Raw genomic sequence first — 23,037 nt, forward strand, 5'->3', positions numbered from 1 at the left:
CCCAGTGTCTCACCGCAGGTCAGCGCCCGCCGTGCCGGGCAGGCCCGCGGCGGCCAGGAGGTCGGCGAGCGCGGCCAGTTCGGTCTGCCCGGTGAGCGCGCCGGCCAGCAGCGGCACGCGCACCTGCGGGTAGCCGTCCAGCTGCCCGAGTACCTCCTCCTGCTGCCGCCTGCGCTGGGCGAGCAACCCGGCCTCGCTCCCCGGCAGCACCCGGTTGACGATCATCGGGCCGAGGTGGACACCGGACTCGGTGAGCGTCTCGGCCGTGCGCAGGGTCTCGGCAAGCGGTAGCCGCTCAGGTACCAGCACCAGGTGCACGAGCGCGTCGGTGCGCAGGCGTCGCACCATTCCCTCCATCCGCGCCTTGCGCTCGTGCAACCGGTCCAGCAGCGGGTCGGCCTCCGCCGCCGAGCCGAGCGCGCCCGCGGCCATCCGGTCCACGTCACGAGCCGACCTGCGCTGCTGTGCCAGCCCCTCGATCCAGGGGGTGAGCAGGGCGGGCAGGGTGAGCAGCCGGAGCATGTGCCCGGTCGGCGCGCTGTCCACCACGAGCAGGTCCCATTCGGCCGACTCGGTGAGCTCGATCAGCCGGTCCAGCAGGGCCGACTCCACCGTGCCCGTACTGTGCACGGCCCGCTGGAGGTGGGTCCGCACCGCGGGCAGCACCTCGCGGGGCAGTGCCCGCTCGGCGTCCCTGGTGATCTCCTCGACCCGCCTGCCCGCCTGCGCCTCCCCGCTGATCTCGGCCGCCCACAGCCGGTGCGCCACCTGCCTCGGTCGCTCACCGAGCGGGGTGGCCAGCGCGTCGCCGAGCGAATGCGCCGGGTCGGTGGACACGACCAGGGTGCGCGCTCCCCCGTTCGCGGCCAGCAGGCCGAACGCGGCGGCGAGCGTGGTCTTGCCAACGCCGCCCTTGCCGCCGAAGAACCGCAACCGGCAGCTCAACAGCAGACCCCGGGGTCGCCGAACGACTCCCGCCCCAGCCGCTGGTGCCACTCGTGCAGGTCGGCGACCAGGTGCGGGATCAACTCCAGTGTCTCGTAGGCCACCGGGTTCTCCACGCCGAGCGAGTCCAGCAGCACCAGTGCGCGCAGGACGTCCTGGCGTTGCCGGGCCTCCCGGCGCAGGCCCTGCCGCCAGCGCGCAACGAACATCTGCTCATGCCCCGCCTCGATCCGCCGCCACAGGGCGACCAGCCTGGACCGGCGGCTCATGCGCCCGCGCCCGGCTCCCGCTCGGGCTCGACCGTCCGGCTCTTGCGCAGCGCGATGGCGGCCTCCACGATCAGCCAGATCGCCAGCAGGAAGATGATCGCGTCCAGCGGGGCCAGCACCCACTGGCCGGCCTCCACGAACGTCTGCAGGTTGATCACCAGCGCCCAGCTGGTCATCGCCAGCAGGAACACCAGTGGCACCAGCACGGCGATCGGGTTGCGACGGTTCTTGGTCACCCACACCGCGACCACGGCCAGCGCGAGACCGGCCGTGAGCTGGTTGGTGGTGCCGAACAGCTGCCACAGCACGCCGAAGGTGTACCCGGCGTCGCCCCCACCCGGCAGCAGCGCCATCACCAGCGGGACCAGCACGGCGATCGCGGTCGCACCGGTGATGTTGCGGGACAGCCGGCGAGCGCCGGAGATCTCGGCGATCTCCTGGACGATGTAGCGCTGCAACCGCACCCCGGTGTCCATTGTGGTCGCCGCGAAGCTGATCACCACGATCGCTCCGAAGATCAGCGCGACCGTGCTCGGGATACCGAGGTTGCCGGCGAAGGCGGCGACGCCCTCGACGAACCGGCCCGCCGGCCCGTCCGAGGCCGAGTTGAAGTCGGAGTAGAGCGCGTGCCAGTCCGCGGTGGTGGCCACCACGCCGGCGGTGCAGGCCAGGATCGCGCCCAGCGCGAGCGAGCCCTCACCGATCGCGCCGAGGTAGCCGACGTGCCGCGCGTCGGTCTCCTTGTCCAGCTGCTTCGAGGTCGTCCCCGATGCCACCAGGCTGTGGAACCCGGAGATGGCCCCGCAGGCGATCGTGATGAACAGGAACGGGAACCAGCTCGGCGAGCCCTCCGGGGTGTCGTTGATCAGCGGTGCGACGATCCGGTCCATCCCGACCACGATGCCGAGCCCGATCACACCGAGCGCCACGAACAGCTGGTGCGAGTTGATGTAGTCGCGTGGCTGCAACAGCACCCACACCGGGATGCGCGAGGCGAGGAAGGTGTAGGCGAACAGCAGGATGACCCAGATGTTGCGCTCGGTGAACAGCCCGTCCTCGGCGGCGATACCGGCCAGCGAGATGGGCAGCAGCTGGCCGAGGAAGATCGAGAGGTACAGCACGATCACGCCGATGATCGAGGGCACCAGCGCGGCGCTGCGCGTCCGGTAGATGTACTGCCCGATGCCGATGGCCAGCGGGATCTCCAGCAGGATCGGCAGCACCGCCTCGGGGGTTCCGATGAACAGGTTGGCGATGACCACCGCGAACACGGCGTTGACCAGGGTCAGCAGGAAGAAGATGATCAGCAGGAAGAGCACCCTGGCACGCCGGTTGATCACCTCCCTGGCCAGGGTGCCGATGCTCTTGGCGCGATGTCGCACGGAGACGGCCAGCGCGCCGAAGTCGTGCACCCCCGCCGCGAAGATGGTGCCGAGCACCACCCAGGCCAGCGCCGGGCCCCAGCCCCAGAACACGGCGATCGCCGGGCCCACGATCGGGGCCGCCCCCGCGATCGAGGTGAAGTGGTGGCCGAAGAGGACGTGCTTGTTGGTGGGTACGAAGTCCACCCCGTCGCGCATACTGTGCGCGGGCGTGACGAAGGCCGGATCCAGGGCGTAGACCTTCTTGGCCAGGTACGCGGAGTAGTAGCGATATCCGAGGAAGAAGAGCAGAGCTACGAACAGGGCCACCACTACTGCAGGCATCTCGCACCCTCCACCTGGCACCGTTGCTGGAGGTTGGGGACGGTAACAACATCCGGATCGTGAGAGAAGTACCGACGCATGAATGAGCTCGTTCGGTTATGGCGGCGCGCGGTGACCGCCGAGCTGTGCTGGCGGGAGCCGGACGGCGCCCCCGCCGCGCTGACCGCTACGCCACTGCTGCTGGCCGGGGGCACCCCCTGCGTGGCGCTGCCCTACGCGCGGGCCGGCGAGGTCGCCGGGCTGACCCGGGCCACCAGGGTGGCCTTCGCCGTGACCGACTCGCGCTCCCTGCCCGACGGCGCGCCAGGGGCGCTGGCGATCGGCGGGCTGGCCCGGCACGAGGACACCAGCGGCGAGCTGTTCACCGTGGAGTTGCTCCAGCAGGAACTGGCCAAGTACCCGCCGTCCAGGACCCTGGCCGACAGCCCGCTGCTGTGCCGGGAGAACTGGTGGTGGCTGCCCCGGATCATCCTCCGCCTGGACCGGATCGACCGGGTGGTGGAGCTACCCGCGCGCACCAACCCGGCTCGGCAGGCCCTGGTGGTGCGCGGCGGCGACAGCCTGGCGGTGGAGGTGGCCGAGCCGCCCGGGCCGGCAGGGTGGTCCGGTGAGCGGGTCGAGCTGAGGCCGCGGCCGTCGTGGCCCGCGACCGAGGTCCCCGCGCTCGCCTTCGGGTACGACTACACCATGCCGGATCTCGAACGCTGGGAGGCCTGGTCCCGGCGCGGGGTGCTGGCCCATGATGCCCTCGTGGTCACCCACGGCACCGGTGAACCGGAGGGCACCCTGACCCCGCTGCCACTGCTGGGCCGCATCCGGCGGCAACACAGCCTGGCCAGGGCCTGCCGCCGGGCCATCACCGCCGCCGAGCGTGCAGGGCAGGAGCGGGCGTGACGCTGCTCCCACCATGTGGATGACGCTAGACCAGCATATGGGCGCGTGGCACCCTGGACGCGTGACTTCTGCCGGTGTGCCGCTCGTCGTTCGACGCCATGTCGACCTGCGACGCGTTGCCAGCGCACTGTGCCCCTCGATGAGCTGACCACCCGCAGCCTTTCCCAGCACGGACCCAACAGGCGCGGGTGCGCCGCGAATCGCTCCCACCACGCACACCAGGACGTTCACGGTGCGCCACGACGCCGTCGACAAGCCCGGAGGACAAGATGGCCTCGCCGACGCGCGACACCCCGAACACCGGTCGCACCGCGCGGCCCAAACAACGCCGCGGGGAAGGCCAGTGGGCACTGGGATACCGCGAACCGCTGAACCCGAACGAACGCTCCAAGAAGGACGACCACCCGCTGAACGTGCGGGACCGCATCGAGAACATCTACGCGCACCGGGGCTTCGACTCGATCGACCCCGGTGATCTGCGCGGACGCTTCCGCTGGTACGGCCTCTACACCCAGCGCAAGCCGGGGATCGACGGCGGCCGTACGGCGACGCTCGAGCCGGAGGAACTGGACGACGAGTACTTCATGCTGCGGGTGCGGCTCGACGGCGGAGCGCTGACCACCACGCAGCTCGCCCTGCTCGGGGAGATCTCGCAGACCTACGCGCGCGACACCGCGGACATCACCGACCGGCAGAACATCCAGTACCACTGGATCCGGATCGAGGACATGCCGACGATCTGGCAGAAGCTCGAGGACGCCGGGATGACCACCATGGAGGCCTGCGGGGACAGCCCGCGGGTGATCCTCGGCTCTCCGGTGGCGGGCATCGCCGCCGACGAGGTGATCGACGCAACCCCGGCGATCGAGGAGATCAAGCGCCGCTACGTCGGCGATCCGGCCTTCGCCAACCTGCCGCGCAAGTTCAAGAGCGCCATCTCGGGCCTGCCCGATGTCGCACACGAGGTGCACGACATCGCCTTCGTCGGCGCAAACCATCCCGAACACGGCCCGGGTTTCGACCTGTGGGTCGGCGGCGGCCTCTCCACCAACCCGATGATCGGGCAGCGGCTGGGCACCTGGGTCCCGCTGGACGAGGTACCCGAGGTGTGGGCGGGCGTGATCAGCATCTTCCGCGACTACGGCTACCGGCGGCTGCGGCACCGGGCTCGGATCAAGTTCCTGGTCAAGGACTGGGGCGCGGCGAAGTTCCGCGAGGTGCTGGAGAACGAGTACCTGAAGCGCTCGCTGATCGACGGCCCCGCGCCCGAGGTGCCCGAGGTGCCGATCGACCACGTCGGCACGCACCGCCAGCACGACGGGAACTACTATGTCGGCGCCGCACCGGTCGCCGGCCGGGTATCCGGCTCGACGCTGCTGGCCGTGGCCAAGGCGGCGGAACGGGCGGGCTCCGCACAGGTACGGCTCACCCCGCAGCAGAAGCTGGTGGTACTGGACGTCCCGGAGTCCGAACTGGACGGGCTGCGCACCGAGCTCGGCGAGCTGGGACTGCAGACCGAGCCCTCGCCGTGGCGGCGCGGGGTGATGGCCTGCACCGGGATCGAGTTCTGCAAGCTCGCGATCGTGGAGACCAAGGCACGGGCGCAGGACCTGGTCGACGACCTCGAGCGCAGGCTGGCCGACATTCAGTCCGATGTGGACAAGCCGGTCAGCGTGCATCTGAACGGCTGCCCGAACTCCTGCGCCCGGATCCAGACCGCGGACATCGGGCTGAAAGGCCAGATCGTCACTGACGCGGGCGGCAACCAGGTCGAGGGTTTCCAGGTGCACCTCGGCGGTGGGCTCGGGTTGGATGCCGGTTTCGGCCGCAAGCTGCGCGGCCACAAGGTCACCAGCGCCGAACTGACCGACTACGTCGAGCGGATCGTACGCAACTTCGTGGCCAAGCGCACCGAGGGCGAGCGGTTCGCCCAGTGGGCGGCGCGGGCCGACGATGGTGATTTGCAGTGAGTGAGCGTGCTGTTCCTTTCTACTGCCCGTATTGCGGCGATGAGGACCTGCGCCCGGAATCCGACGGCGGCTGGCTTTGTTCAGCCTGCAGGCGGGTTTTCTCGGTGAAACTCATCGGCCTGCAGCTCCCGGAGGTGACTGGATGACCACGGCTACATCGAACGAGGAACTCAAGGCACTGGCGGACACGGCTTCCGCGGAACTCGCCGAGGCGAGCGCGGCTGAGGCGATCGCGTGGGCGGTGGAGCAGTTCGGCGACGACCTCATCGTCGCGTCGAATATGCAGGACGCCGTGCTGATCGACCTCGCGACCACGGCGAAGTCCGATGTAGACATCCTGTTCCTGGAGACCGGCTACCACTTCGCCGAGACCATCGGCACCAGGGACGCGGTGCAGACGATGTACCCCGAGGTCAGGATCGTGAACGCCACCGCGGACCAGAGCGTGGCCGAGCAGGACGCCGAGTACGGACCCCGGCTGCACGACCGCGACCCGGGCCAGTGCTGCCACCTGCGCAAGGTGATCCCGCTGCGGCGGACGCTCTCGAACTACTCCTGCTGGGTCACCGGGGTACGCAGGGTGGACGCGCCGACGCGGGCGAACACCCCGATCGTCACCTGGGACGACCGCAACGGCCTTGTCAAGGTCAACCCGATCGCCGCGTGGAGCGACGAGGAGTTCAACGGCTACATCCGCGAGCACGGAATCCTGGAGAACCCGCTGGTGGCCGAGGGGTACCCGTCGATCGGCTGCGCCCCGTGCACGGCGAAGGTCGCACCCGGCGCCGATCCGCGCAGCGGGCGCTGGGCGGGCAAATCGAAAACCGAGTGCGGCCTGCACGCCTGAGGGGAGAAGCATGACCACGCTCGAAGCCGCGACCGACGCGGCGAAGGACAACCTGGCCGCGCTGGAGTCGGAGGCCATCCACATCTTCCGGGAGGTGGCGGGTGAGTTCGACCGCCCGGTGATCCTGTTCTCCGGCGGCAAGGACTCCACCCTCCTGCTGCATCTGGCGATCAAGGCCTTCTGGCCGGCACCGGTGCCGTTCCCGTTACTGCACGTGGACACCGGGCACAACTTCGAGGAGGTACTGGAGTTCCGCGACGGCGTGGTGGACAGGCACGGCCTGCGGCTGGTCGTGGCGAAGGTGCAGGACTGGATCGACGACGGCAGGCTCACCGAACGTCCGGACGGCACGCGAAACCCGTTGCAGACCACGCCGTTGCTGGACACGATCGCCGAGCAGAAGTACGACGCGGTGTTCGGCGGCGGTCGCAGGGACGAGGAGCGGGCCCGCGCCAAGGAACGCATCTTCAGCCTGCGCAACGCCTTCGGCCAGTGGGAGCCACGCAGGCAGCGCCCCGAACTGTGGAATCTCTACAACGGCAGGCACCGGCCGGGTGAGCACGTCCGGGTGTTCCCGCTGTCCAACTGGACCGAGGCCGACGTGTGGAACTACATCGCGCGGGAGCGGATCGAGCTGCCCTCGATCTACTACGCGCACCGGCGCAAGGTGTATCGCCGCGACGGCATGTGGCTGACCGAGGGGCCGTGGGGCGGCCCCCGGGCGGACGAGGAGGTCAAGGAACTGACTGTGCGCTACCGCACCGTCGGCGACGGATCGTGCACCGGTGCGGTGGAGTCGACGGCATCCACCGTCGAGGATGTGATCGCCGAGGTACAGGCGAGCAGGCTGACCGAACGCGGCGCCACCAGGGCCGACGACCGGCTCTCCGAGGCCGCCATGGAGGACCGCAAGCGGGAGGGCTACTTCTGATGTCGAGCTTGTTGCGCCTTGCCACCGCGGGCAGCGTGGACGACGGGAAGTCCACGCTGGTCGGGCGGTTGCTCTACGACACCAAGTCCGTGCTCGCCGACCAGCTCGACGCCGTGCAGCGCGCCAGCGTCGACCGCGGTCTGTCCACTCCGGACCTTTCGCTGCTGGTGGACGGGCTGCGCTCGGAGCGCGAGCAGGGCATCACCATCGACGTGGCCTACCGGTACTTCGCGACACCACGGCGCAGCTTCGTGCTCGCCGACACCCCCGGCCATGTGCAGTACACCCGCAACACGGTCACCGGAGCCTCCACCGCGCAGCTGGCCGTGCTGCTGGTGGACGCGCGCAACGGGGTGGTGGAGCAGACCCGCAGGCATGCCGCGGTGCTCGCGCTGCTCGGCGTGCCACGGCTGGTGCTCGCGGTGAACAAGATCGACCTGCTGGACTACGACGAGGCCGGGTTCGCGGTGATCGCCAAGGAGTTCGCGGCGCACGCCGCCTCCCTCGGCTACCCCGAGGGCACCGTGCTCACCGTCCCGGTCTCGGCCCTGCACGGCGACAACGTGGCGACGCACTCGGCGAACACGCCCTGGTACTCCGGCCCCACGCTGCTGGATCACCTGGAGACCGTGCCGGTGGCCCCCGATCCCCATGACGCGCCGTTCCGGCTCCCGGTGCAGTACGTGATCAGGCCGCGCACCGCCGAGTATCCCGACTACCGGGGCTACGCGGGGCAGATCTCCTCGGGCACGGTCCGGCCGGGCGACGAGGTGGTCGTGCTCCCGCAGGGATCGCGCAGCACCGTCGAGCGGGTGGACACCCACGGCGGCCCGCTCGCCGAGGCGGGTGCGGGCGGTTCGGTGACCGTCGTACTCGCCGATGACCTGGACATCTCCCGCGGCGACCTGATCGCGGGGGTGGCCAACCGGCCCACGGTCACCGACGAGCTCGGCGCGGTGCTGTGCTGGCTGTCCGGCACACCCTTGCGCCCCGGGGCCCGGCTGCTGGTCAAGCACGGGGCGCGTACGGTGCAGGCGATCGTCGAGGAACTCACCTCCCGCTTCGACGAACAGTCATTGTCCACTGTGGAGTCTCCGGACACGCTGGAGCTCAACGAGATCGGCGGGGTACGACTGCGGCTGGCGGAGGAGATCCCGGTCGACGACTACGCGCGGAGCCCGCGCACCGGCGCGTTCCTGGTGATCGAGCCGAAGGACGGCGACACGCTGGCCGCCGGGATGGTCGGCGACCGCTTCTCCGCTCTCGGGGAACCGGCGGCGTGACACCGCCGCTCGTGGCCGTCGCGCACGGCAGCCGGGACGCCAGGTCGGCGGCCACCGTGCGCGCGCTGGTGGACCTGGTGCGCACCCGTACGCCCGAGGCCGAGGTCCGGGTGGCCTTCCTCGACCTCTCCGAGCCGAGGGTGGGTGAGGTGCTGGCCGAGCTGCACACCGAGGGCCACCGCGAGGCGGTGATCGTGCCGCTGCTGCTGGGCAGCGCGTATCACGCCCGGGTGGACCTTCCCGCCCTCGTCGAGGAGCTGACCGGGCGGCTGCCCCGGCTCCGGGTGACCATCGCCGACGTGCTCGGCACCGATCCCGCGCTGGCCGAGCTGACGCGGGACCGGCTGCGGGACACCGGTGTCGACCTCGCCGATCCGGCGCTCGGTGTGGTGCTCGCCGCCGTCGGATCGTCCAGCGCGGCGGCCAACGAGGGCGTTGCGCGGCTGGCGCACCGGTGGCAGGCGGCCCGCGGGGGTCCGGTCGCGCCCGCCTTCGCCAGTGCGACCAAGCCGGACGTACCCGCCGCGATCGCTCGACTGCGTGCCCGCGGCGCGGTCCGGTTCGCGGTCGCCTGCTGGTTCCTCGCCCCCGGACTGCTGCCCGACCGGATCGCCGGACTGGCAAGGCAGGCCGACCCGGGTGTGCCGATCGCCGCGCCGCTCGGCGCCGAACCCCGGGTCGCCGACCTGGTGGTGCGCCGCTACGACGCCGCACTGGCCGGCCAGGTCCGCTCCGCCTGAGTAACGGGGACTCACCCGCACCGAGTAGGGGCTGGGCATTTCCGTGCGTCTTTTTCCCATTGCCAGCTACCGGCCGGGTACGGGAACGGATGGTTCTTGACGGACCAAGTGACTCGCCGGTAACTCTCTAGACGGCGCGCCACACCCCTGCCCGTCCCACACGTGAGGTGGCACTGCCATGAAGGCAACCCTGCAACGCCGCACCGCCCGCGCCACGATCTGCGCGGCATTCGCGCTCGTGCCGATCGGCGCACTGGCCACACCGGCCACGGCCGAGTCCTTCGACATCACCTTCGACTGCCGCGCCGACGCGCCGATCGTCGGGCCCCAGGAGGTATCCCTCTCCCAGGCCACGGAAGTCACCGCCCCGGCCACGGTCGCGCCCGGCGGCGAACTCGAGGTCGTGGTCGATCCGGCACCCAACACGGTGCCCGCCGAGGTGAGCGGCTACGCCGTCAAGGAAGTCAAGGACTTCGCGCTGGAGATCCCCATCCCGGCGAACTCCACCTACGTCGACGCCACCCTGTCCGGCGGCTCCGGGATCGGAGACACCCCGCCGGTCATCGAGGTCGCCGACGGGGTCGCCACGGTGTCCTTCCCCGGCCCGATCGCCGGCGGCGCGGAGTTCGAACTGCCCACGGTGACCGCCACGCTGGCCGCCGGTGAGTCCGGCACCATCGAGACGCGGCTCGGCGGTACCGGCTACGACGATCCCGGCCTCACCTTCACCGCCGTGGCCACGGTCGGATTCATCGACATCGAGGCTCCCACGGGCTGCTTCCCCAACCCGAGCCCCGCTCTCAGCACCACCACCATCTCCTGACCCCTTGCCCGTGCGTGGCCCGTTCCTGGCAGGTTGTGCCGGGAACGGGCCACGCATGGCAGCCGGCCGAGCTGTGCGAAGGTGGGGTCATGGCTGACGAACTGGTGCACTACTCGGTCGCGAACGGTGTGGCGACGATCACGTTGGACTCGCCGCACAACCGCAACGCCCTGTCCGCGCAGCTGCGCCACGAGCTGAGCGCGGGACTGGACCGGGCGCGCGAGGACTCCGAGGTGCGCGTCGTCGTGCTGGACCACACCGGACCCGTGTTCTGCGCCGGGATGGACCTCAAGGAGGCCCGCGGTTCCGGCGCGCAGGATCAGGGGGTCAACGAGTTCCCGAGGATCCTCGAGCAGATCTGGACCAGCCCCAAGCCGGTGGTCGCCAAGCTGGCCGGGCCCGCCCGCGCGGGCGGTATCGGCATGGTGGCCGCGGCCGATATCGCCGTCGCCGGCACCGAGGCCACCTTCGCCTTCACCGAGGTGCGGATCGGCGTGGTTCCGGCGATCATCTCGATCACCGTGCTGCCCCGGTTGAATCCCCGCGCGGCGCACGAGCTGTTCCTGACCGGGGACACCTTCGACGCCGAGCGCGCCGTACGCATCGGACTGATCAACTCCGCCGTACCCGCGGACGGGCTGGACGCCGAGGTCGAACGCTACGTGCGGGCGCTCGCACACGGTGGGCCGAACGCCCTTGCCACCACCAAGGAACTGCTCAGCGGTGGGGACGCCGAGGGCATGCGGGCTCGCTTCACCGAGATGACCGGCCTGTCCGCGAAGATGTTCGCCGGCGAGGAAGCCCAGGAGGGCATCACGGCCTTCGCGCAGAAACGCCGGCCGAGCTGGGTCCCGGACGTGTAAGAACCACCACCACCTGGTCGGCGAGCCGAGTCGGCCTTGCAGATATATACATACCGTCTGTATGTTTTTGACATGACACTCACCTCGGCACAGCTTCGCGCCACCATGGGCCCTGTCCACGAGATCGCGCCGAGCGGCGCGCGGATTCGGTACCACGAGACCGGCGAGGGGCCGCCGGTCGTCTTCGTGCACGGCCTCCTGGCGAACGCGGTCCTGTGGCGCGCGGTCGTACCGGGCATCGCCGCGGCCGGGCATCGCTGCATCGTCCCGGACTGGCCGCTCGGGGCACACGAGGTTCCGGTACCCGAAGCCGACCTCACCCCACCCGGGGTGGCCGACCTGATTGCCTCCTTCCTGGCCGAACTGGACCTCGAGGACGTCACGATCGTCGCGAACGACACCGGCGGCGCACTCACCCAGATCCTGCTGGCCCGCCATCCCGACCGGATCGGAAGGGTGGTGTTCACCCCGTCCGACTGCTACGAGCGGTTCCTGCCCTCGTTCTTCAAGCTCCTCCCACCGCTCGCGCGGATCCCCGGCTCGATGCGTGCGCTCGCCGAGGCATTGCGACCGCGGCCACTGAGCTCCCTCGCGTTCAGCCTGCTGGCCAAGCGGCCGATGCCGCGCGAGGTGGTGGACGCCTACCTGCTGCCCAGCCGCCGGGACCCCGCGATCAGGCAGGACCTCGGCCGGTTCCTCGGCCGGATCACCAGCCGGTACACCGTCCAGGCCGCGAAGTCCTTCCCCGACTTCCGCAAACCGGTGTTGCTCGCCTGGGCCGTCGAGGACAAGCTGTTCCCCTTCCGGCTCGCGCAGCGCCTCGCCGGGGAACTGCCGAACGCGACACTACGGGCGATCGGCGACTCGTATACCTTCGTACCCGAGGACCAGCCGCAGCAGCTCACCGAACTGATCCTGGAGTTCACCCGCCATCATGCCGCGCCGTAGCCAGCAGGACCGCACGCGCGCCACCACCGCCGCGCTCGTCACGGCCGGGCGCGAACTGCTCGCCCGGCACGGATACGCACAGGTGTCGGCCGAGCAGATCGTGTCGGCCGCCGGGGTGACCCGCGGGGCGCTGCACCATCACTTCGGTGACAAGCGGGGGCTTTTCGTCGCCGTACTCGACGAGATCGAGACGGAGCTGACGGCCGACGTGGCAGAGGCACTGCACACGGCCGCCGACCAGTGGACCGGCATGGTGACCGCGCTGGGCCGATTCCTGGACAACTGCCGGCGGCCCGAGGTCGTGCAGCTGGCTCTGATCGACGCGCCCGCCGTACTCGGCTGGCAGGGATGGCGCGAGCAGGAGGCACAGCACGGGCTCGGCGTGATCACCGAGGCACTGCGGGACGCGGCCGGGGCCGGGCTGCTGCGCCCGGCGCCCGTGCCCGCACTGGCTCAGCTCGTCCTGAGCGCGCTGATCGAGGCGAGCCTGATCATCGCGCACGCCGAGGACAAGGCCGCGGCACGGGCGGATGCCGAGCAGTCCCTGTTGCTCCTGCTCTCCGGGCTGCTCACCGAGCCGGACCCGGGCACGCCGCGTTAGTCGTCGTCAGGAGCCGGCGAGCACCACCGTCAGCCTGCGGTTGTCCGCGCGCTCACCGCCCGGCGCCAACGCACGCTGGGCATCGGAGAGCACCCCGTGGATCGCGAGGTAGGCCTTGGGGTCGGCGCGTTTGAGCAGCTCGGAGTCCACCCAGATCAGCACGTGCTCCCCTGGCGGCAACCAGGACAGGTCGGTCAGCGAGTCGTACAGCGCGTCCAGGTTGCGCCCGAACCAGTCCGGGAAGGACAGTGTCGCGGCGATCGCGTCCACTGTAGACATCTTGTCCGGCTCCGTGCCGCAGTCGAGCACGTGCGGGTACGCGCCCCGTGACCACGCCCGGTCCGCGAGCTGCTGGACACTCGGCTCGTTCGGGCCGGTCATCGTTGCGGGTCCACGACGACGAAGGACTCGTAGTGGTCGGCCGTGTAGTACAGCTCCGCCGACTCGCCGGTGACCAGCCTGCGCGGACCCCGGTCGAGGCTGCCGGGGGTCGGCACGGTGTACTCGTGGTAGTAACCGGACGCCTTCTGCGGCAACAACTTCTCCCGATTCCCGAACACGCTCCCATCCTTTCCCGGATATGGGAACGGTCCGCCGTTCTCGATCAGTTCCCAGGTTGTGCGTGCCTCGGCGGGCAGGCCGGAAAGGGGTTCGACGGCGAGGCCGGACCCGCTGCCGGCAACCGCCTGCCCGGTGGGTTGTGTGCGCGGAGCCGACCCCGTGCCGGTGAGCACGTCCTTGAGCAGCCAGCCACCCAGCACCAGCACGATCAGGGCGACCAGCGCGACGGTGATCCGCCTGCGGTTCAGCATCGGCGCACCTCAGTGCCTGTTCCCGCCAGGCGGGTCCTGGCCCCTGGTCGGACCGAACCAGGTGGCGACCTGGTCGACGACCCTGCCGAGCAGCCAGGCCAAGCCGAGGCAGACCGGCACCAGCACCACCATGACCAACACGAACTGCAACGGGAACCAGCGCTGCGCGAGCCACAGCTCGAGCGCGTCCCACCAGTTGGTCAGTCCGTCCAGCACGGGGTGAGCCTACGGGACGCAACCCCCGCGCCCGCCCGACCCCTCTGCCGGTGGGACCTGCCGAAGAAGTGACCGGGCGGTAGGTTGTGGTCATGTTTGCCGTGTACGCGAAGGAACCCAACCCCGACGATCCGCTGGCCTCGCTCACGGTCGGCGAGCGGCCCGATCCCGACCTCCCGGAGGGCTGGGTGAAGGTCGCGGTCAAGGCGGCCAGCCTGAACATGCACGACATCTGGACCCTCCGCGGGGTGGGCATCAAGCCGGACCAGTTCCCGATGATCCTCGGCTGTGACGGTGCCGGCGTGCTCGAGGACGGCAGCGAGGTCGTGCTGCACTCGGTGATCAACGCCCCGGACTGGCACGGTGACGACACCCTCGACCCCAAGCGCACCCTGCTCACCGAGAAGTACCAGGGCAGCTTCGCCGAGCACATCGTGGTGCCGGCGCGCAACGTGCTGCCGAAGCCCGCGGGGCTGTCCTTCGCCGAGGCGGCCACGATGGGCACGGCCTGGCTCACCGCCTACCGGATGCTGTTCGTCAAGTCCGGGCTCCGCCCCGGCCAGACCTTCCTGGTGCAGGGGGCTTCCGGCGGGGTGGCCACGGCGTTGGTCCAACTCGGTCGCGCCGCGGGCTACCGGGTCTGGGTCACCGGGCGCACCGAGGAGAAACGGGCGCTGGCCGAACGACTCGGCGCGCACCAGAGCTTCGAGTCCGGAGCGCGGCTGCCCGAACGGGTCGACGCGGTCTTCGAGACCGTCGGCAAGGCGACCTGGGGGCATTCGGTGAAATCGCTCAAACCGGGCGGGATCATCGTGGTCTCCGGCGCCACCAGCGGGCCGGACGCCATGGCCGAGCTGCAGCGGGTGTTCTTCCTGCAACTGCGGGTCGCCGGATCCACCATGGGCACCCGGGAGGAGCTGGCCAGCCTGCTGTCCTACGTCGACCTGGCGCGGATCCGGCCGCAGATCGGCGCCGAGCTGCCCCTCGAGGACGCCGAGCGCGGTTTCCGCGACATGCAGGCAGGTGAGACGGCCGGAAAAATCGTCTTCACCCGCTGACCTGCGCAGACGCCCCGCCGACATCGCATGGAGACCGGTTTGTGATCGACGAACTCCAGCGGATACCCAGGATCTGTTGTCTAACCTGGATTCATGACCGCAGTGCGGCGGGAGGCGACACCGGAACCGGCGGGCCATGAGCGGGCCGAGCCGGCGGAGATCCGGGTCGGTCACCGCCGGTTCGCCGGTTTCCGCACGCGGGTGCTGGAGGCCGGGCCCCGGCCCGCCGGCCGGAAGGGCAAGCGCCGCCGGTCCGTGGCGGAGCCGCCGGCGCCCCGCCTGGTACTGCTGCACGGCTACTGCGACTCCGCCGACACCTGGCGCGCGGTGCTCGCCGAGCTGGCCGCGGCGGGACGCCCCGCCGTCGCGGTCGACCTGCCCGGTTTCGGCGAGGCGGACGCGCTGCGGCCGGGTCCGATACTCCCCCAGCTGGACGCGTTCACCTCCGCGGTGCTCAACGAGCAGGCCGCCGTCGGAGGGGGCGGCGGGAGGACCACGGTCGTGCTCGCCGGTAACTCGCTCGGCGGCACCCTCGGCCTGCGTGCGGCGCAGAACCACCGGCTCCCGCTTGCCGGCGTGGCCTCGATCGCCGCCCCGGGCCTCGTCGACTCCTGGCTGGTCCGCGCGGTCGCGAAGTACCCGCTGCCGCTGCGGCTGTACTCCGCGCTTCCCGTGCCGGTGCCCGGATTCCTGGTCCGCGCGGTGGCCCAGCAGGTGGTCCCCAAGCTGCTCTACGCCGATCCCGCCGCGGCACGGGAGGAGGAGGTCCGCCGCTTCACCGAGCTGTTCCCGGACTACCGGGCCACCACCACCAGACTGGAGCAGGCCCGCCAGCTCGTCGGCGAGCTGGCCGAGGCGTACCGGCTCGACCGGATCAGCACACCGCTGCTCGTCGTGGCCTGCGGCAAGGACAAGCTGGTCAGCCCCGACTCGGGGCGCAGGCTGCACGCGCTGGTGCCGCACAGCAGGCTGCTGGTCCGTGCGGACTGGGGGCACTGCCCGCAGCTGGACGACCCGACGGCGATCGCCGAACTGCTCGGCTTCTTCGCCGCCGACGCGCACCGGCGCCGCCATCGCGCGGGTCGGGCCCCGGGCGCCCGCGAGGTCGCGAGCTGAGCAGGCCCCGCGGCGTACGGGGCGCCGGAGCAGGCGACTGCTCCGGCGGCTACTCCCCCAGCAGCCGGTTGCTCGCGCGGGTGATGGCGGCCGTCGCCTCCCGGCGCAGCCGCTCGATGATCTCCGCGGCCGTGCCCTCCCTCGCCTGGGAGTAGGTCTGACCCGCCCACAGCGACATGGCCTCGGGGTCGCCCGCCTTACCCGCGGCCGCCCGGATCGGCTTGCTGAGGTGGTGCAGATTCGGGTACGCGGCGGGCGCGTGTGCCGAGTGTTCCCGCAGGAACCGGTTCACCAGGCCGCGCGCGGGGCGGCCGCTGAACGCCCTGGTGAGGGCGGTCGGCCGGTCCGCATCGGCCAGCGCGCGACGCTGGGTGGGGTTGGTGCCCGCCTCCTCCGCACGGAGGAAGGCGGTGCCGAGCTGCGCGGCCACGGCGCCCGCGGCCAGCACCGCCGCGATGTCCGCCCCGTGCACCAGGCCGCCGGTGGCGACCAGCGGAAGGTCCACCTCCGCGGAGACCAGCCGCAGTGCCGCGAGCATCCCGTAGAGCTCGCCGCCGACCGGGTCGTTCGCGTCGTCGGCGACCAGGGCGCGATGCCCACCGGCCTCGAACCCCTGCACGCACAGAGCGTCCGCGCCGGCGGCCGCGGCCTGCCGCGCCTCGGCCGGCGAGGTCACCGTGATCAGCACCGTGCTGCCCACCTCGTGCAGCCGCGTCACCTCCCGCGCGGAGGGGATGCCGAAGGTGAACGACACCATCGGATGGCGCCGGGCCACCAGCAGGTCGAGCTTGGCCGGGTAGGCGTCGTCGTCCCAGCGTGGCTGCCCCGGTTCCACCCCGTAGTGCCGTCCCTCCGCCGCCAGCCTGGCGCGGTAGTCGGTGAGGTCCGCCGACGCCTCGGCGCCGGGTACGAACAGGTTCACCCCGAACTCGCCGTCCCCGGCGAGCTCTGCGGTGCGGTCCAGTTGCCCGGCGAGTGCCTCCGCGCCGAGGTAGCCGCCTGCGAGAAACCCGAAACCACCGGCCCGCGTTGCCGCGGCCACCAGTTCCGGGGTGCTGGGGCCGCCGGCCATCGGCGCGACGATCACCGGGAGACGAAGGTTGTCGAACATGCCATGAGCCTACGAACCGCGGCGCGGGCAGGTCGACGTCTCGTCCACCACACGGGGACCTGACCCGCGGCGGCACCGCCCCGCCTACTTCTTGCCCTTGCCCTTGTCCTTGCCCTTGTCCGAAGGATCCTCGGCGGACAGTGCGGCGACGAAGGCCTCCTGCGGCACCTCGACCCGCCCCACGGTCTTCATCCGCTTCTTGCCTTCCTTCTGCTTCTCCAGCAGCTTCCGCTTCCGCGAGATGTCCCCGCCGTAGCACTTGGCGAGCACGTCCTTGCGGATCGCCCTGATCGTCTCCCGCGCGATGATCCGGCCACCGACCGCGGCCTGGATCGGCACCTCGTACTGCTGCCGCGGGATCAGCTCCCGTAGCTTGGTGGCCATCTTGTTCCCGTAGCTGTACGCGGCGTCCTTGTGCACGATCGCGGAGAACGCGTCCACCGGCTCGCCCTGCAGCAGGATGTCCACCTTGACCAGGGTGGCGCTCTGCTCACCGGCCTCCTCGTAGTCCAGCGAGGCGTACCCGCGGGTACGGGACTTCAGCGAGTCGAAGAAGTCGAAGATGATCTCGGCGAGCGGCAGGTGGTACCGCAGCTCCACCCGTTCCTCGGAGAGGTAGTCCATGCCGAGCAGCTGGCCACGCTTGCTCTGACACAGGTCCATGATCGCGCCGATGAACTCCGAGGGGGCGATCACCGTGACCTTGCTCATCGGCTCGTGCACCTCGGCGATCTTGCCGGCGGTCGGCCAGTCCGAGGGGTTGGTGACGATATGCTCCGTGCCGTCCTCCAGGTACACCTGGTAGACCACGTTCGGCGCGGTGGAGATCAGGTCGAGGTCGAACTCCCGCTCCAGCCGGATCCTGGTGATCTCCAGGTGCAGCAGGCCGAGGAAGCCACAGCGGAACCCGAACCCCAGCGCGACCGAGGTCTCCGGCTCGTAGGTGAGCGCGGCGTCGTTGAGCTGCAGCTTGTCCAGGGCCTCCCGCAGCGCCCCGTACTGCGAGCCGTCCACCGGGTACAGGCCGGAGTACACCATCGGCTTCGGCTCCCGGTAGCCGGGCAGCGGCTCGGCGGCGCCCTTGCGCTCGGCGGTCACCGTGTCCCCGACCTTGGACTGCCGGACGTCCTTCACCCCGGTGATCAGGTAGCCCACCTCGCCGACCCCGAGCCCCTTGCTCGGCTTGGGCTCCGGCGAGATGATGCCGACCTCCAGCAGCTCGTGGGTGGCGCCGGTGGACATCATCCGGATCCGCTCCCGCGGCGTGATCCGGCCGTCGACCACCCGGATGTAGGTGACCACGCCACGGTAGGTGTCGTACACCGAGTCGAAGATCATCGCGCGGGACGGCGCGTCGGCGTCCCCTTCGGGCGGGGACACCTGGCGCACCACCTCGTCCAGCAGCTCCCGCACCCCGTCCCCGGTCTTGGCCGAGACCCGCAGCACGTCGCCGGGCTCGCAGCCGATGATGTGCGAGAGCTCGGCGGCGTACTTGTCCGGGTCCGCGGCCGGCAGGTCGATCTTGTTCAGCACCGGGATGATGGTGAGGTCCTTGTCCAGGGCGAGATACAGGTTCGCCAGGGTCTGCGCCTCGATGCCCTGCGCCGCGTCGACCAGCAGGATCGCGCCCTCGCACGCCGCCAGCGCGCGGGACACCTCGTAGGTGAAGTCCACGTGACCGGGTGTGTCGATCAGGTGCAGGACGTGGTCGGTGCCGTCGACCTGCCAGGGCAGCCGGACGTTCTGCGCCTTGATGGTGATGCCACGTTCCCGCTCGATGTCCATCCGGTCCAGGTACTGGGCGCGCATGGTGCGTTCCTCGACCACACCGGTGAGCTGCAACATCCGGTCGGCCAGGGTGGATTTGCCGTGGTCGATATGCGCGATGATGCAGAAGTTCCGGATCAACTCCGGCGGGGTGAAGGTCGTGTCGGCGAAGCTCGTCACTCGTGTCCTCGGCGTTTGTCGGGGATGGCTGCCCCTATGATCCCACGTCCTGCGGGCAGGACTCCGGGTCATCCCCGATGCGGGGTGCCGGCGCCCGTGTTGTCCTCGAAGTATGAACACCTCGATTACCGACGTGCTGGACCGGGCCTTCGGCCATCCACGTGGCCTGCTCGGCAGGTTCGGCGGCTCGGTGATGGCCCACGGCAACGCCGCGACCGAACGTCAGGTCGTCGACATCGCCAAGCCCGGAGCGGAGGAGACCGTGCTGGTCGTCGGGCCCGGCCCGGGAGTGGGCCTGCGCTACGCCGCCGAGCGGGCCGGGCTGGTCATCGGCGTCGATCCCTCGGCGGAGATGCTGGAAACGTGCGGCAGGCGGTGCGCGGACGCGGTCACGGCGGAAAGGGTCCGGTTGCGCACCGGTTCAGCCGCCGCCACCGGCCAGGCCTCGACCTCGGTCGACGTCGTGCTCAGCGTGAACAACGTGCAGCTGTGGGACGACCGCGTCGCCGGCTTCACCGAGCTGCGGCGGATCCTGCGGCCCGGCGGGAGACTCGTGCTGTCCGCGCACGAGAAATGGCTACCGGTGCCGCGGCACGCCCTCGCCGGGGAGGCCGAGGACGCGGGCTTCGCCGACGTGCAGACCTGGACCTGGCAGCCACCGGGGCCGCTGGCCACGACCGCCGCGCAGCTACGCGCCTACCGGCCCACCGGCTGATCACTACTGGTTCTGCTCGTTCTCCTGGACGGCCTTGTCGTAGTTCTCGTCGGCCTGGGCGTTCTCCTTCGCGTACCCGTAGCCCCCGACCCGGGCCATGTTCCCGGGGCTGAAGGTGTCGGCGAAGCCGTCCCTGGGCCGCTTGGTCATCAGGTCGTCCACCCCGTCGGCGAAGTTCCGCACTCCCTGCGGGAGCTTGCCGGTGATGGCGCTGTTCCAGCCACCGACGGTGTCCTCCACCCTGCGCAGCGCGGAGCCGTTGCGGGCCGCGGTACGGCCGAGGGTCTTGGCGGTGTCGCCGAATCTCTTGGCCAGCTTGCCCAGCGCCTGCACCGCGCCACGCAGCTTGGCGAACTTGCTGAGGATGTTCGCCAGCTTGGTCAGCAGCTTGGAGATCTTGCCCGCGATCTTGCCCGCGGTGGCCGCGCCGCGGGCCACGGCCCAGCCGGTGAACGCGGCGATCGAGCCACCCAGGGTGAACCAGCTGCTGGCCAGCGCGGCGGCAGCGGCGAGCACGATCTCCGACACGACCTCGGCGATCAGGTCCCGGATGATCCCGCGCACGGTCGCCACCAGCATGCCGGAGCCCTGCACGGCCTGGGACACCGCGGTCGAGGCGCCGTCGAGGGACCCGATCTGCGCGGCAAGCTGCTCGGCGCTTTTGCGGTACTGGTCGGCGGCGTCGCCCTCCCAGCTCGGGATCTCCGACTTGACCGCCTTCCGGTACTGGTCGGCGACCTCGGCGACCTCCTTGCGGACGTCCTCCCCCCAGGTCGCGGCGATCCGGTTGATCGCGGCGGGGTCACCGGCCAGGTCGTCGAGGGGTTCACGGAGGAAGTCGAGATGCTCGATCAGCCACCCGATCCCGGCACTGAGCAGGCCGCCAAGCGGGTTGGCCACGAAACCGAGCGCGTCCAGGCCGAGCGCGAGGCCGTCCATGGCCCAGTCCTCGGGGTTGTCCAGATCCTGCGCCGCCTGGTTCACCGTGTCCACGATGCCGGCGCCCGCGGTGTCTATACCCATGTCCGCGACTCCTCCTCGCTGCGCTCCTCAGCCCGCAGGCCGGACCTACGACGCTCGCTCGTCGTCACCCCGGAACCCATGTCCGCGACTCCTCCTCGCTGCGCTCCTCAGCCCGCGGAGTCGTCACCGCGAAACTCATGGCGCCTTGCCCCCAATCTTGCTCAGCAGTTCCTCGATCTCGTCCTCGACCAGCTGGTAGTTCTCCCCCGCGGCCTTGACGCCCTCGCCGAAGTCGGTGAGCCCGCTCGCCAGCTCGCTGATCGCGTCGGCGGTCTGCCGGATCTGCTCCTTGGCGTCACCGGCGAAAGCCTGCCCGATGATCCCGTAGGTCTCCATCCCGAGATCGACGCCGCCGCCTTTCTCGCCGGCCTTGCCCAGCTGGTCACCCAGCCTGCTCATGGTGGCGGAATGGGTCGCGAGGTCCTCGGTGGTCGACTTGAATCCTTCGCCCATCGCTCATCCTCACCGCAGGATGGAGCCGCCGTACGGCCCATCGTCGTCGCTGTCGTCGCGCCGCGGCCTGCGCGGCCCGGGCTGGGACTGGTCCGTGGCCGGGCGCATGATCGAGCCGCCCTCGTCCTCGGCCGGCCGCGGCTCGGGCTCCGTCCCCGGTTCCTCGGCCAGCGCGGTGTCCATCTGGTCGCGCAGGAAGTCCATCGCGTCCGACTCGCCGACCAGTGGCAGCAGCGCGTCCTGGGTCTGCGCCGCGGCCTGGGCGTGCGCCGCCTGGATGGTCTGCGTGATCGTCGCCGCGAGGCGTTGATGGCCCAGTTCCATCGCCCGCGGGCTCAGATCCAGCTTCTCCAGCCGCCCACCGGGCGCCAGCACCACCGAGACCGCCCCGTCCGGGCTGGCGGCGCGGCCACGCACGTTCTTGATCTGCTCCTGGGTCTGTTCCGCCTGGCGCTGGATCTCACCAACGCGTTGGGTGTAGTCGGCGAGCCACTGCTCGGCACGTCCCATACCTTCCGCTGCCACGGCAGCCCCTTCCGTTCGTCGCCCTACGACGGCCGCGACCCGCCCGCGGTTCCCGGTCCCGCCGTTGCTTTCTCCTGGTGCCCGGCCAGCAGCCTGCGCATCCGATCGTGCGGGCTCTCGACGGTGCCCAGCCAGACCGCGGCAAGACCCCCGAGCAGCACAGCGTCCCGGACGCAGGCCAGCCACACCAGCGTCGACCCCTGCGCCGGTGCCTCGACCACGGCGCGCACCAGCGCCACCACGGCCAGCGCCAGCAACAGCAGGCCGCCAGACAGGGAGAACGCCAGATGCCTGCGCCTGCTCGCGGCGAGCTTGTCCAGCCGCTCCCGCACCCGCCGCTCGGGTGCGGACTTACCGGGCAGGTTGCGGGCCAGGTAGGCGGGACCGTACCGGGCGGTCCGCGCGGCATCGGTGCGGGTGCCCGCCGCCATGGCCAGCAACAACAACCCGAGGGCGAGGCCGACGACCACCGTTCCGGTGGCAGGTGGGTCCACCAGCAGTGCCCGTTCGACCTGCGGCCACGGCGAGACGAACTCGACCGCGCGAGGCGCGTCGAACCGCGGGATCGCCAGCACCGGCACCAGCAGCACCAGCAGCAGGCACCAGGCCGCGAGCAGCCACAGCCGGACGGTGATCCGCGGTAGCGGGGCCCCCGCCCGGTCGGCCGGGGTGAGCGGCCACTCCCGTTCCTTGCGCTGGTGGGCCGCACGCTGCTGGGCCGCGCCGGTGCGCACGGCTTCCGGCGGCCCACCGGAAGCGCCGCCCCCGGCGGGGCGGATGACCCGGTAGGCGGCGTGCCCCGCGACCAGCCCCACGACCAGCACCAGGCCGCCGACCGCCAGCAGTATCGGCAGCCGCAGCGTCGAGTACCAGGCACTGTCATTGCGGCCGACGTACGGTTCGCCGCGATGGTCGGGCAGGTCGAGGTAGACCGGTACCGGGCCCGTGTCCGCGGGGCTCAGCTGCCCCGGCGGGAACTCGCGCTGCTCGGTGGTGCCGTCCGACCAGCGCACCTCGGCCATGCACCGGTAGGTGGTGCCGATGCCGTAAACGCTGACCGGCCCGTGTTCGGTGCAGCCGGCGACGGTGGCGGTACCGAGCCGGTCCACCTCGGCCGCACCACCGTGGGTGACCCTGGCGGCGGTCGCCAGCGCCAGGAGCCCGGCCAGCAGCAACAGGACCAGCACCACGGCCCGCACCAGTCTCCCGGCGAACGTGCCGTTGCTCGGAGTCCAAGACAC

27 protein-coding genes are annotated in these 23,037 nt (G+C 70.8%); 15 read left to right on the forward strand and 12 right to left on the reverse strand.

Annotated features, from left to right (window positions below; all coding sequences use genetic code 11):
- Positions 1–9: 9 nt before the first annotated feature.
- Genes FB471_RS31230 through FB471_RS31240 form a run of 3 tightly spaced genes read right to left on the reverse strand, consistent with a single transcriptional unit; the run spans position 10 to position 2,920 of the window.
- Complete coding sequence (locus tag FB471_RS31230) at positions 10–945, reverse strand: ArsA family ATPase (RefSeq protein ID WP_246076813.1); 936 nt, start codon at positions 943–945, stop codon at positions 10–12.
- Positions 942–1,214: a cory-CC-star protein gene (locus tag FB471_RS31235; RefSeq protein ID WP_142003419.1), complete on the reverse strand. Its 273-nt coding sequence runs from the start codon at positions 1,212–1,214 to the stop codon at positions 942–944. The genes FB471_RS31230 and FB471_RS31235 overlap by 4 nt, the downstream gene beginning before the upstream one ends.
- Positions 1,211–2,920: a carbon starvation CstA family protein gene (locus FB471_RS31240; RefSeq protein WP_142003420.1), complete on the reverse strand. Its 1,710-nt coding sequence runs from the start codon at positions 2,918–2,920 to the stop codon at positions 1,211–1,213. Before FB471_RS31240 ends, FB471_RS31235 begins: the two co-directional genes overlap by 4 nt.
- Before the next feature lie 78 nt (positions 2,921–2,998).
- Between FB471_RS31240 and FB471_RS31245 the strand changes: the two genes are divergently transcribed.
- The 12 genes from FB471_RS31245 to FB471_RS31295 all read left to right on the forward strand — a co-directional run bounded on the left by FB471_RS31245 (position 2,999) and on the right by FB471_RS31295 (position 12,820).
- Complete coding sequence (locus tag FB471_RS31245; RefSeq protein WP_142003421.1) at positions 2,999–3,814, forward strand: hypothetical protein; 816 nt, start codon at positions 2,999–3,001, stop codon at positions 3,812–3,814.
- Between the two features lie 37 nt (positions 3,815–3,851).
- Entirely contained in the window at positions 3,852–3,962 is a 111-nt protein-coding gene (locus FB471_RS36035) for a putative leader peptide (RefSeq protein ID WP_425457136.1), read from the forward strand.
- Positions 3,963–4,083: 121 nt separating this feature from the next.
- Positions 4,084–5,784, forward strand: a complete 1,701-nt coding sequence (locus FB471_RS31250; RefSeq protein ID WP_142003422.1) for a nitrite/sulfite reductase — start codon at positions 4,084–4,086, stop codon at positions 5,782–5,784.
- Positions 5,781–5,930 carry an Insertion element protein gene (locus tag FB471_RS35415; RefSeq protein ID WP_142003423.1) on the forward strand — a complete coding sequence of 50 codons (150 nt, stop codon included), beginning with the start codon at positions 5,781–5,783 and terminating at the stop codon, positions 5,928–5,930. The genes FB471_RS31250 and FB471_RS35415 overlap by 4 nt, the downstream gene beginning before the upstream one ends.
- Positions 5,927–6,631 (forward strand): phosphoadenylyl-sulfate reductase, encoded by a 705-nt coding sequence (locus FB471_RS31260; protein ID WP_142003424.1) that lies wholly within the window; start codon positions 5,927–5,929, stop codon positions 6,629–6,631. Before FB471_RS35415 ends, FB471_RS31260 begins: the two co-directional genes overlap by 4 nt.
- Positions 6,632–6,641: 10 nt before the next feature.
- A complete protein-coding gene (cysD, locus tag FB471_RS31265; protein ID WP_142003425.1) occupies positions 6,642–7,562 on the forward strand; it encodes a sulfate adenylyltransferase subunit CysD in 921 nt (306 codons plus the stop codon).
- Positions 7,562–8,845, forward strand: coding sequence for a sulfate adenylyltransferase subunit 1 (locus FB471_RS31270; RefSeq protein WP_142003426.1), 1,284 nt, complete (start codon positions 7,562–7,564; stop codon positions 8,843–8,845). The genes cysD and FB471_RS31270 overlap by 1 nt, the downstream gene beginning before the upstream one ends.
- Positions 8,842–9,585, forward strand: a complete 744-nt coding sequence (locus tag FB471_RS31275; RefSeq protein WP_142003427.1) for a sirohydrochlorin chelatase — start codon at positions 8,842–8,844, stop codon at positions 9,583–9,585. The genes FB471_RS31270 and FB471_RS31275 overlap by 4 nt, the downstream gene beginning before the upstream one ends.
- A 178-nt stretch (positions 9,586–9,763) precedes the next feature.
- Positions 9,764–10,408: a cyclase gene (locus FB471_RS31280; RefSeq protein WP_142003428.1), complete on the forward strand. Its 645-nt coding sequence runs from the start codon at positions 9,764–9,766 to the stop codon at positions 10,406–10,408.
- A gap of 89 nt (positions 10,409–10,497) precedes the next feature.
- A complete protein-coding gene (locus FB471_RS31285; protein WP_142003429.1) occupies positions 10,498–11,271 on the forward strand; it encodes an enoyl-CoA hydratase family protein in 774 nt (257 codons plus the stop codon).
- Between the two features lie 72 nt (positions 11,272–11,343).
- Positions 11,344–12,219 carry an alpha/beta fold hydrolase gene (locus FB471_RS31290; RefSeq protein ID WP_142003430.1) on the forward strand — a complete coding sequence of 292 codons (876 nt, stop codon included), beginning with the start codon at positions 11,344–11,346 and terminating at the stop codon, positions 12,217–12,219.
- Positions 12,206–12,820 carry a TetR/AcrR family transcriptional regulator gene (locus FB471_RS31295; RefSeq protein WP_142003431.1) on the forward strand — a complete coding sequence of 205 codons (615 nt, stop codon included), beginning with the start codon at positions 12,206–12,208 and terminating at the stop codon, positions 12,818–12,820. The genes FB471_RS31290 and FB471_RS31295 overlap by 14 nt, the downstream gene beginning before the upstream one ends.
- Before the next feature lie 6 nt (positions 12,821–12,826).
- Here the strand turns inward: FB471_RS31295 and FB471_RS31300 are convergent, their stop codons facing one another.
- The 3 genes from FB471_RS31300 to FB471_RS31310 are packed head-to-tail and all read right to left on the reverse strand — an operon-like array spanning position 12,827 to position 13,848.
- Entirely contained in the window at positions 12,827–13,201 is a 375-nt protein-coding gene (locus FB471_RS31300; protein ID WP_142003432.1) for a barstar family protein, read from the reverse strand.
- Positions 13,198–13,632, reverse strand: coding sequence for a guanyl-specific ribonuclease (locus FB471_RS31305; protein ID WP_142003433.1), 435 nt, complete (start codon positions 13,630–13,632; stop codon positions 13,198–13,200). The genes FB471_RS31300 and FB471_RS31305 overlap by 4 nt, the downstream gene beginning before the upstream one ends.
- A 9-nt stretch (positions 13,633–13,641) precedes the next feature.
- On the reverse strand, positions 13,642–13,848 hold the full coding sequence (locus tag FB471_RS31310) for a hypothetical protein (RefSeq protein WP_142003434.1): 207 nt from the start codon (positions 13,846–13,848) through the stop codon (positions 13,642–13,644).
- 92 nt (positions 13,849–13,940) lie between these two features.
- Between FB471_RS31310 and FB471_RS31315 the strand changes: the two genes are divergently transcribed.
- The gene (locus FB471_RS31315) at positions 13,941–14,906 is read left to right on the forward strand and encodes a quinone oxidoreductase family protein (RefSeq protein ID WP_142003435.1); all 966 of its coding nucleotides are present in this window, start codon (positions 13,941–13,943) and stop codon (positions 14,904–14,906) included.
- Positions 14,907–14,999: 93 nt separating this feature from the next.
- The gene (locus FB471_RS31320) at positions 15,000–16,022 is read left to right on the forward strand and encodes an alpha/beta hydrolase (RefSeq protein ID WP_142003436.1); all 1,023 of its coding nucleotides are present in this window, start codon (positions 15,000–15,002) and stop codon (positions 16,020–16,022) included.
- A 49-nt stretch (positions 16,023–16,071) separates the two neighbouring features.
- Here FB471_RS31320 and FB471_RS31325 read toward each other — a convergent pair whose 3' ends face one another.
- Positions 16,072–17,133 (reverse strand): nitronate monooxygenase, encoded by a 1,062-nt coding sequence (locus FB471_RS31325; protein ID WP_142003437.1) that lies wholly within the window; start codon positions 17,131–17,133, stop codon positions 16,072–16,074.
- An 84-nt stretch (positions 17,134–17,217) separates the two neighbouring features.
- Positions 17,218–19,080, reverse strand: coding sequence for a translation elongation factor 4 (lepA, locus tag FB471_RS31330; protein ID WP_142003438.1), 1,863 nt, complete (start codon positions 19,078–19,080; stop codon positions 17,218–17,220).
- Positions 19,081–19,192: 112 nt separating this feature from the next.
- On the opposite strand from lepA, the gene FB471_RS31335 reads away from it, so the two are divergent.
- Positions 19,193–19,795 carry a class I SAM-dependent methyltransferase gene (locus FB471_RS31335; RefSeq protein WP_142003439.1) on the forward strand — a complete coding sequence of 201 codons (603 nt, stop codon included), beginning with the start codon at positions 19,193–19,195 and terminating at the stop codon, positions 19,793–19,795.
- A 3-nt stretch (positions 19,796–19,798) separates the two neighbouring features.
- Here FB471_RS31335 and FB471_RS31340 read toward each other — a convergent pair whose 3' ends face one another.
- The 4 genes from FB471_RS31340 to FB471_RS31355 all read right to left on the reverse strand — a co-directional run bounded on the left by FB471_RS31340 (position 19,799) and on the right by FB471_RS31355 (position 23,037).
- The gene (locus FB471_RS31340) at positions 19,799–20,818 is read right to left on the reverse strand and encodes a WXG100 family type VII secretion target (RefSeq protein WP_142003440.1); all 1,020 of its coding nucleotides are present in this window, start codon (positions 20,816–20,818) and stop codon (positions 19,799–19,801) included.
- Positions 20,819–20,953: 135 nt separating this feature from the next.
- Positions 20,954–21,271 (reverse strand): type VII secretion target, encoded by a 318-nt coding sequence (locus FB471_RS31345; RefSeq protein ID WP_142003441.1) that lies wholly within the window; start codon positions 21,269–21,271, stop codon positions 20,954–20,956.
- Positions 21,272–21,280: 9 nt separating this feature from the next.
- On the reverse strand, positions 21,281–21,796 hold the full coding sequence (locus FB471_RS31350) for a YbaB/EbfC family nucleoid-associated protein (RefSeq protein ID WP_246076814.1): 516 nt from the start codon (positions 21,794–21,796) through the stop codon (positions 21,281–21,283).
- Positions 21,797–21,819: 23 nt separating this feature from the next.
- Positions 21,820–23,037: a DUF6346 domain-containing protein gene (locus tag FB471_RS31355; protein WP_142003442.1), complete on the reverse strand. Its 1,218-nt coding sequence runs from the start codon at positions 23,035–23,037 to the stop codon at positions 21,820–21,822.

The sequence above is a fragment of the Amycolatopsis cihanbeyliensis genome, assembly GCF_006715045.1.
GTDB lineage: Bacteria > Actinomycetota > Actinomycetes > Mycobacteriales > Pseudonocardiaceae > Amycolatopsis > Amycolatopsis cihanbeyliensis.

Coding starts and splice junctions, on each gene's coding strand:
- FB471_RS31245 (WP_142003421.1), top strand. CDS start 2,999: ATGAATGAGCTCGTTCGGTTATGGCGGCGCGCGGTGACCGCCGAGCTG.
- FB471_RS31315 (WP_142003435.1), top strand. CDS start 13,941: ATGTTTGCCGTGTACGCGAAGGAACCCAACCCCGACGATCCGCTGGCC.
- FB471_RS31295 (WP_142003431.1), top strand. CDS start 12,206: ATGCCGCGCCGTAGCCAGCAGGACCGCACGCGCGCCACCACCGCCGCG.
- FB471_RS31260 (WP_142003424.1), top strand. CDS start 5,927: ATGACCACGGCTACATCGAACGAGGAACTCAAGGCACTGGCGGACACG.
- FB471_RS31285 (WP_142003429.1), top strand. CDS start 10,498: ATGGCTGACGAACTGGTGCACTACTCGGTCGCGAACGGTGTGGCGACG.
- FB471_RS31325 (WP_142003437.1), bottom strand. CDS start 17,133: ATGTTCGACAACCTTCGTCTCCCGGTGATCGTCGCGCCGATGGCCGGC.
- FB471_RS36035 (WP_425457136.1), top strand. CDS start 3,852: ATGGGCGCGTGGCACCCTGGACGCGTGACTTCTGCCGGTGTGCCGCTC.
- FB471_RS31240 (WP_142003420.1), bottom strand. CDS start 2,920: ATGCCTGCAGTAGTGGTGGCCCTGTTCGTAGCTCTGCTCTTCTTCCTC.
- FB471_RS31345 (WP_142003441.1), bottom strand. CDS start 21,271: ATGGGCGAAGGATTCAAGTCGACCACCGAGGACCTCGCGACCCATTCC.
- FB471_RS31290 (WP_142003430.1), top strand. CDS start 11,344: ATGACACTCACCTCGGCACAGCTTCGCGCCACCATGGGCCCTGTCCAC.
- FB471_RS31305 (WP_142003433.1), bottom strand. CDS start 13,632: ATGCTGAACCGCAGGCGGATCACCGTCGCGCTGGTCGCCCTGATCGTG.
- FB471_RS31320 (WP_142003436.1), top strand. CDS start 15,000: ATGACCGCAGTGCGGCGGGAGGCGACACCGGAACCGGCGGGCCATGAG.
- FB471_RS31300 (WP_142003432.1), bottom strand. CDS start 13,201: ATGACCGGCCCGAACGAGCCGAGTGTCCAGCAGCTCGCGGACCGGGCG.
- cysD (WP_142003425.1), top strand. CDS start 6,642: ATGACCACGCTCGAAGCCGCGACCGACGCGGCGAAGGACAACCTGGCC.
- FB471_RS31270 (WP_142003426.1), top strand. CDS start 7,562: ATGTCGAGCTTGTTGCGCCTTGCCACCGCGGGCAGCGTGGACGACGGG.
- FB471_RS31280 (WP_142003428.1), top strand. CDS start 9,764: ATGAAGGCAACCCTGCAACGCCGCACCGCCCGCGCCACGATCTGCGCG.
- FB471_RS31340 (WP_142003440.1), bottom strand. CDS start 20,818: ATGGGTATAGACACCGCGGGCGCCGGCATCGTGGACACGGTGAACCAG.
- FB471_RS31235 (WP_142003419.1), bottom strand. CDS start 1,214: ATGAGCCGCCGGTCCAGGCTGGTCGCCCTGTGGCGGCGGATCGAGGCG.
- FB471_RS31335 (WP_142003439.1), top strand. CDS start 19,193: ATGAACACCTCGATTACCGACGTGCTGGACCGGGCCTTCGGCCATCCA.
- FB471_RS31250 (WP_142003422.1), top strand. CDS start 4,084: ATGGCCTCGCCGACGCGCGACACCCCGAACACCGGTCGCACCGCGCGG.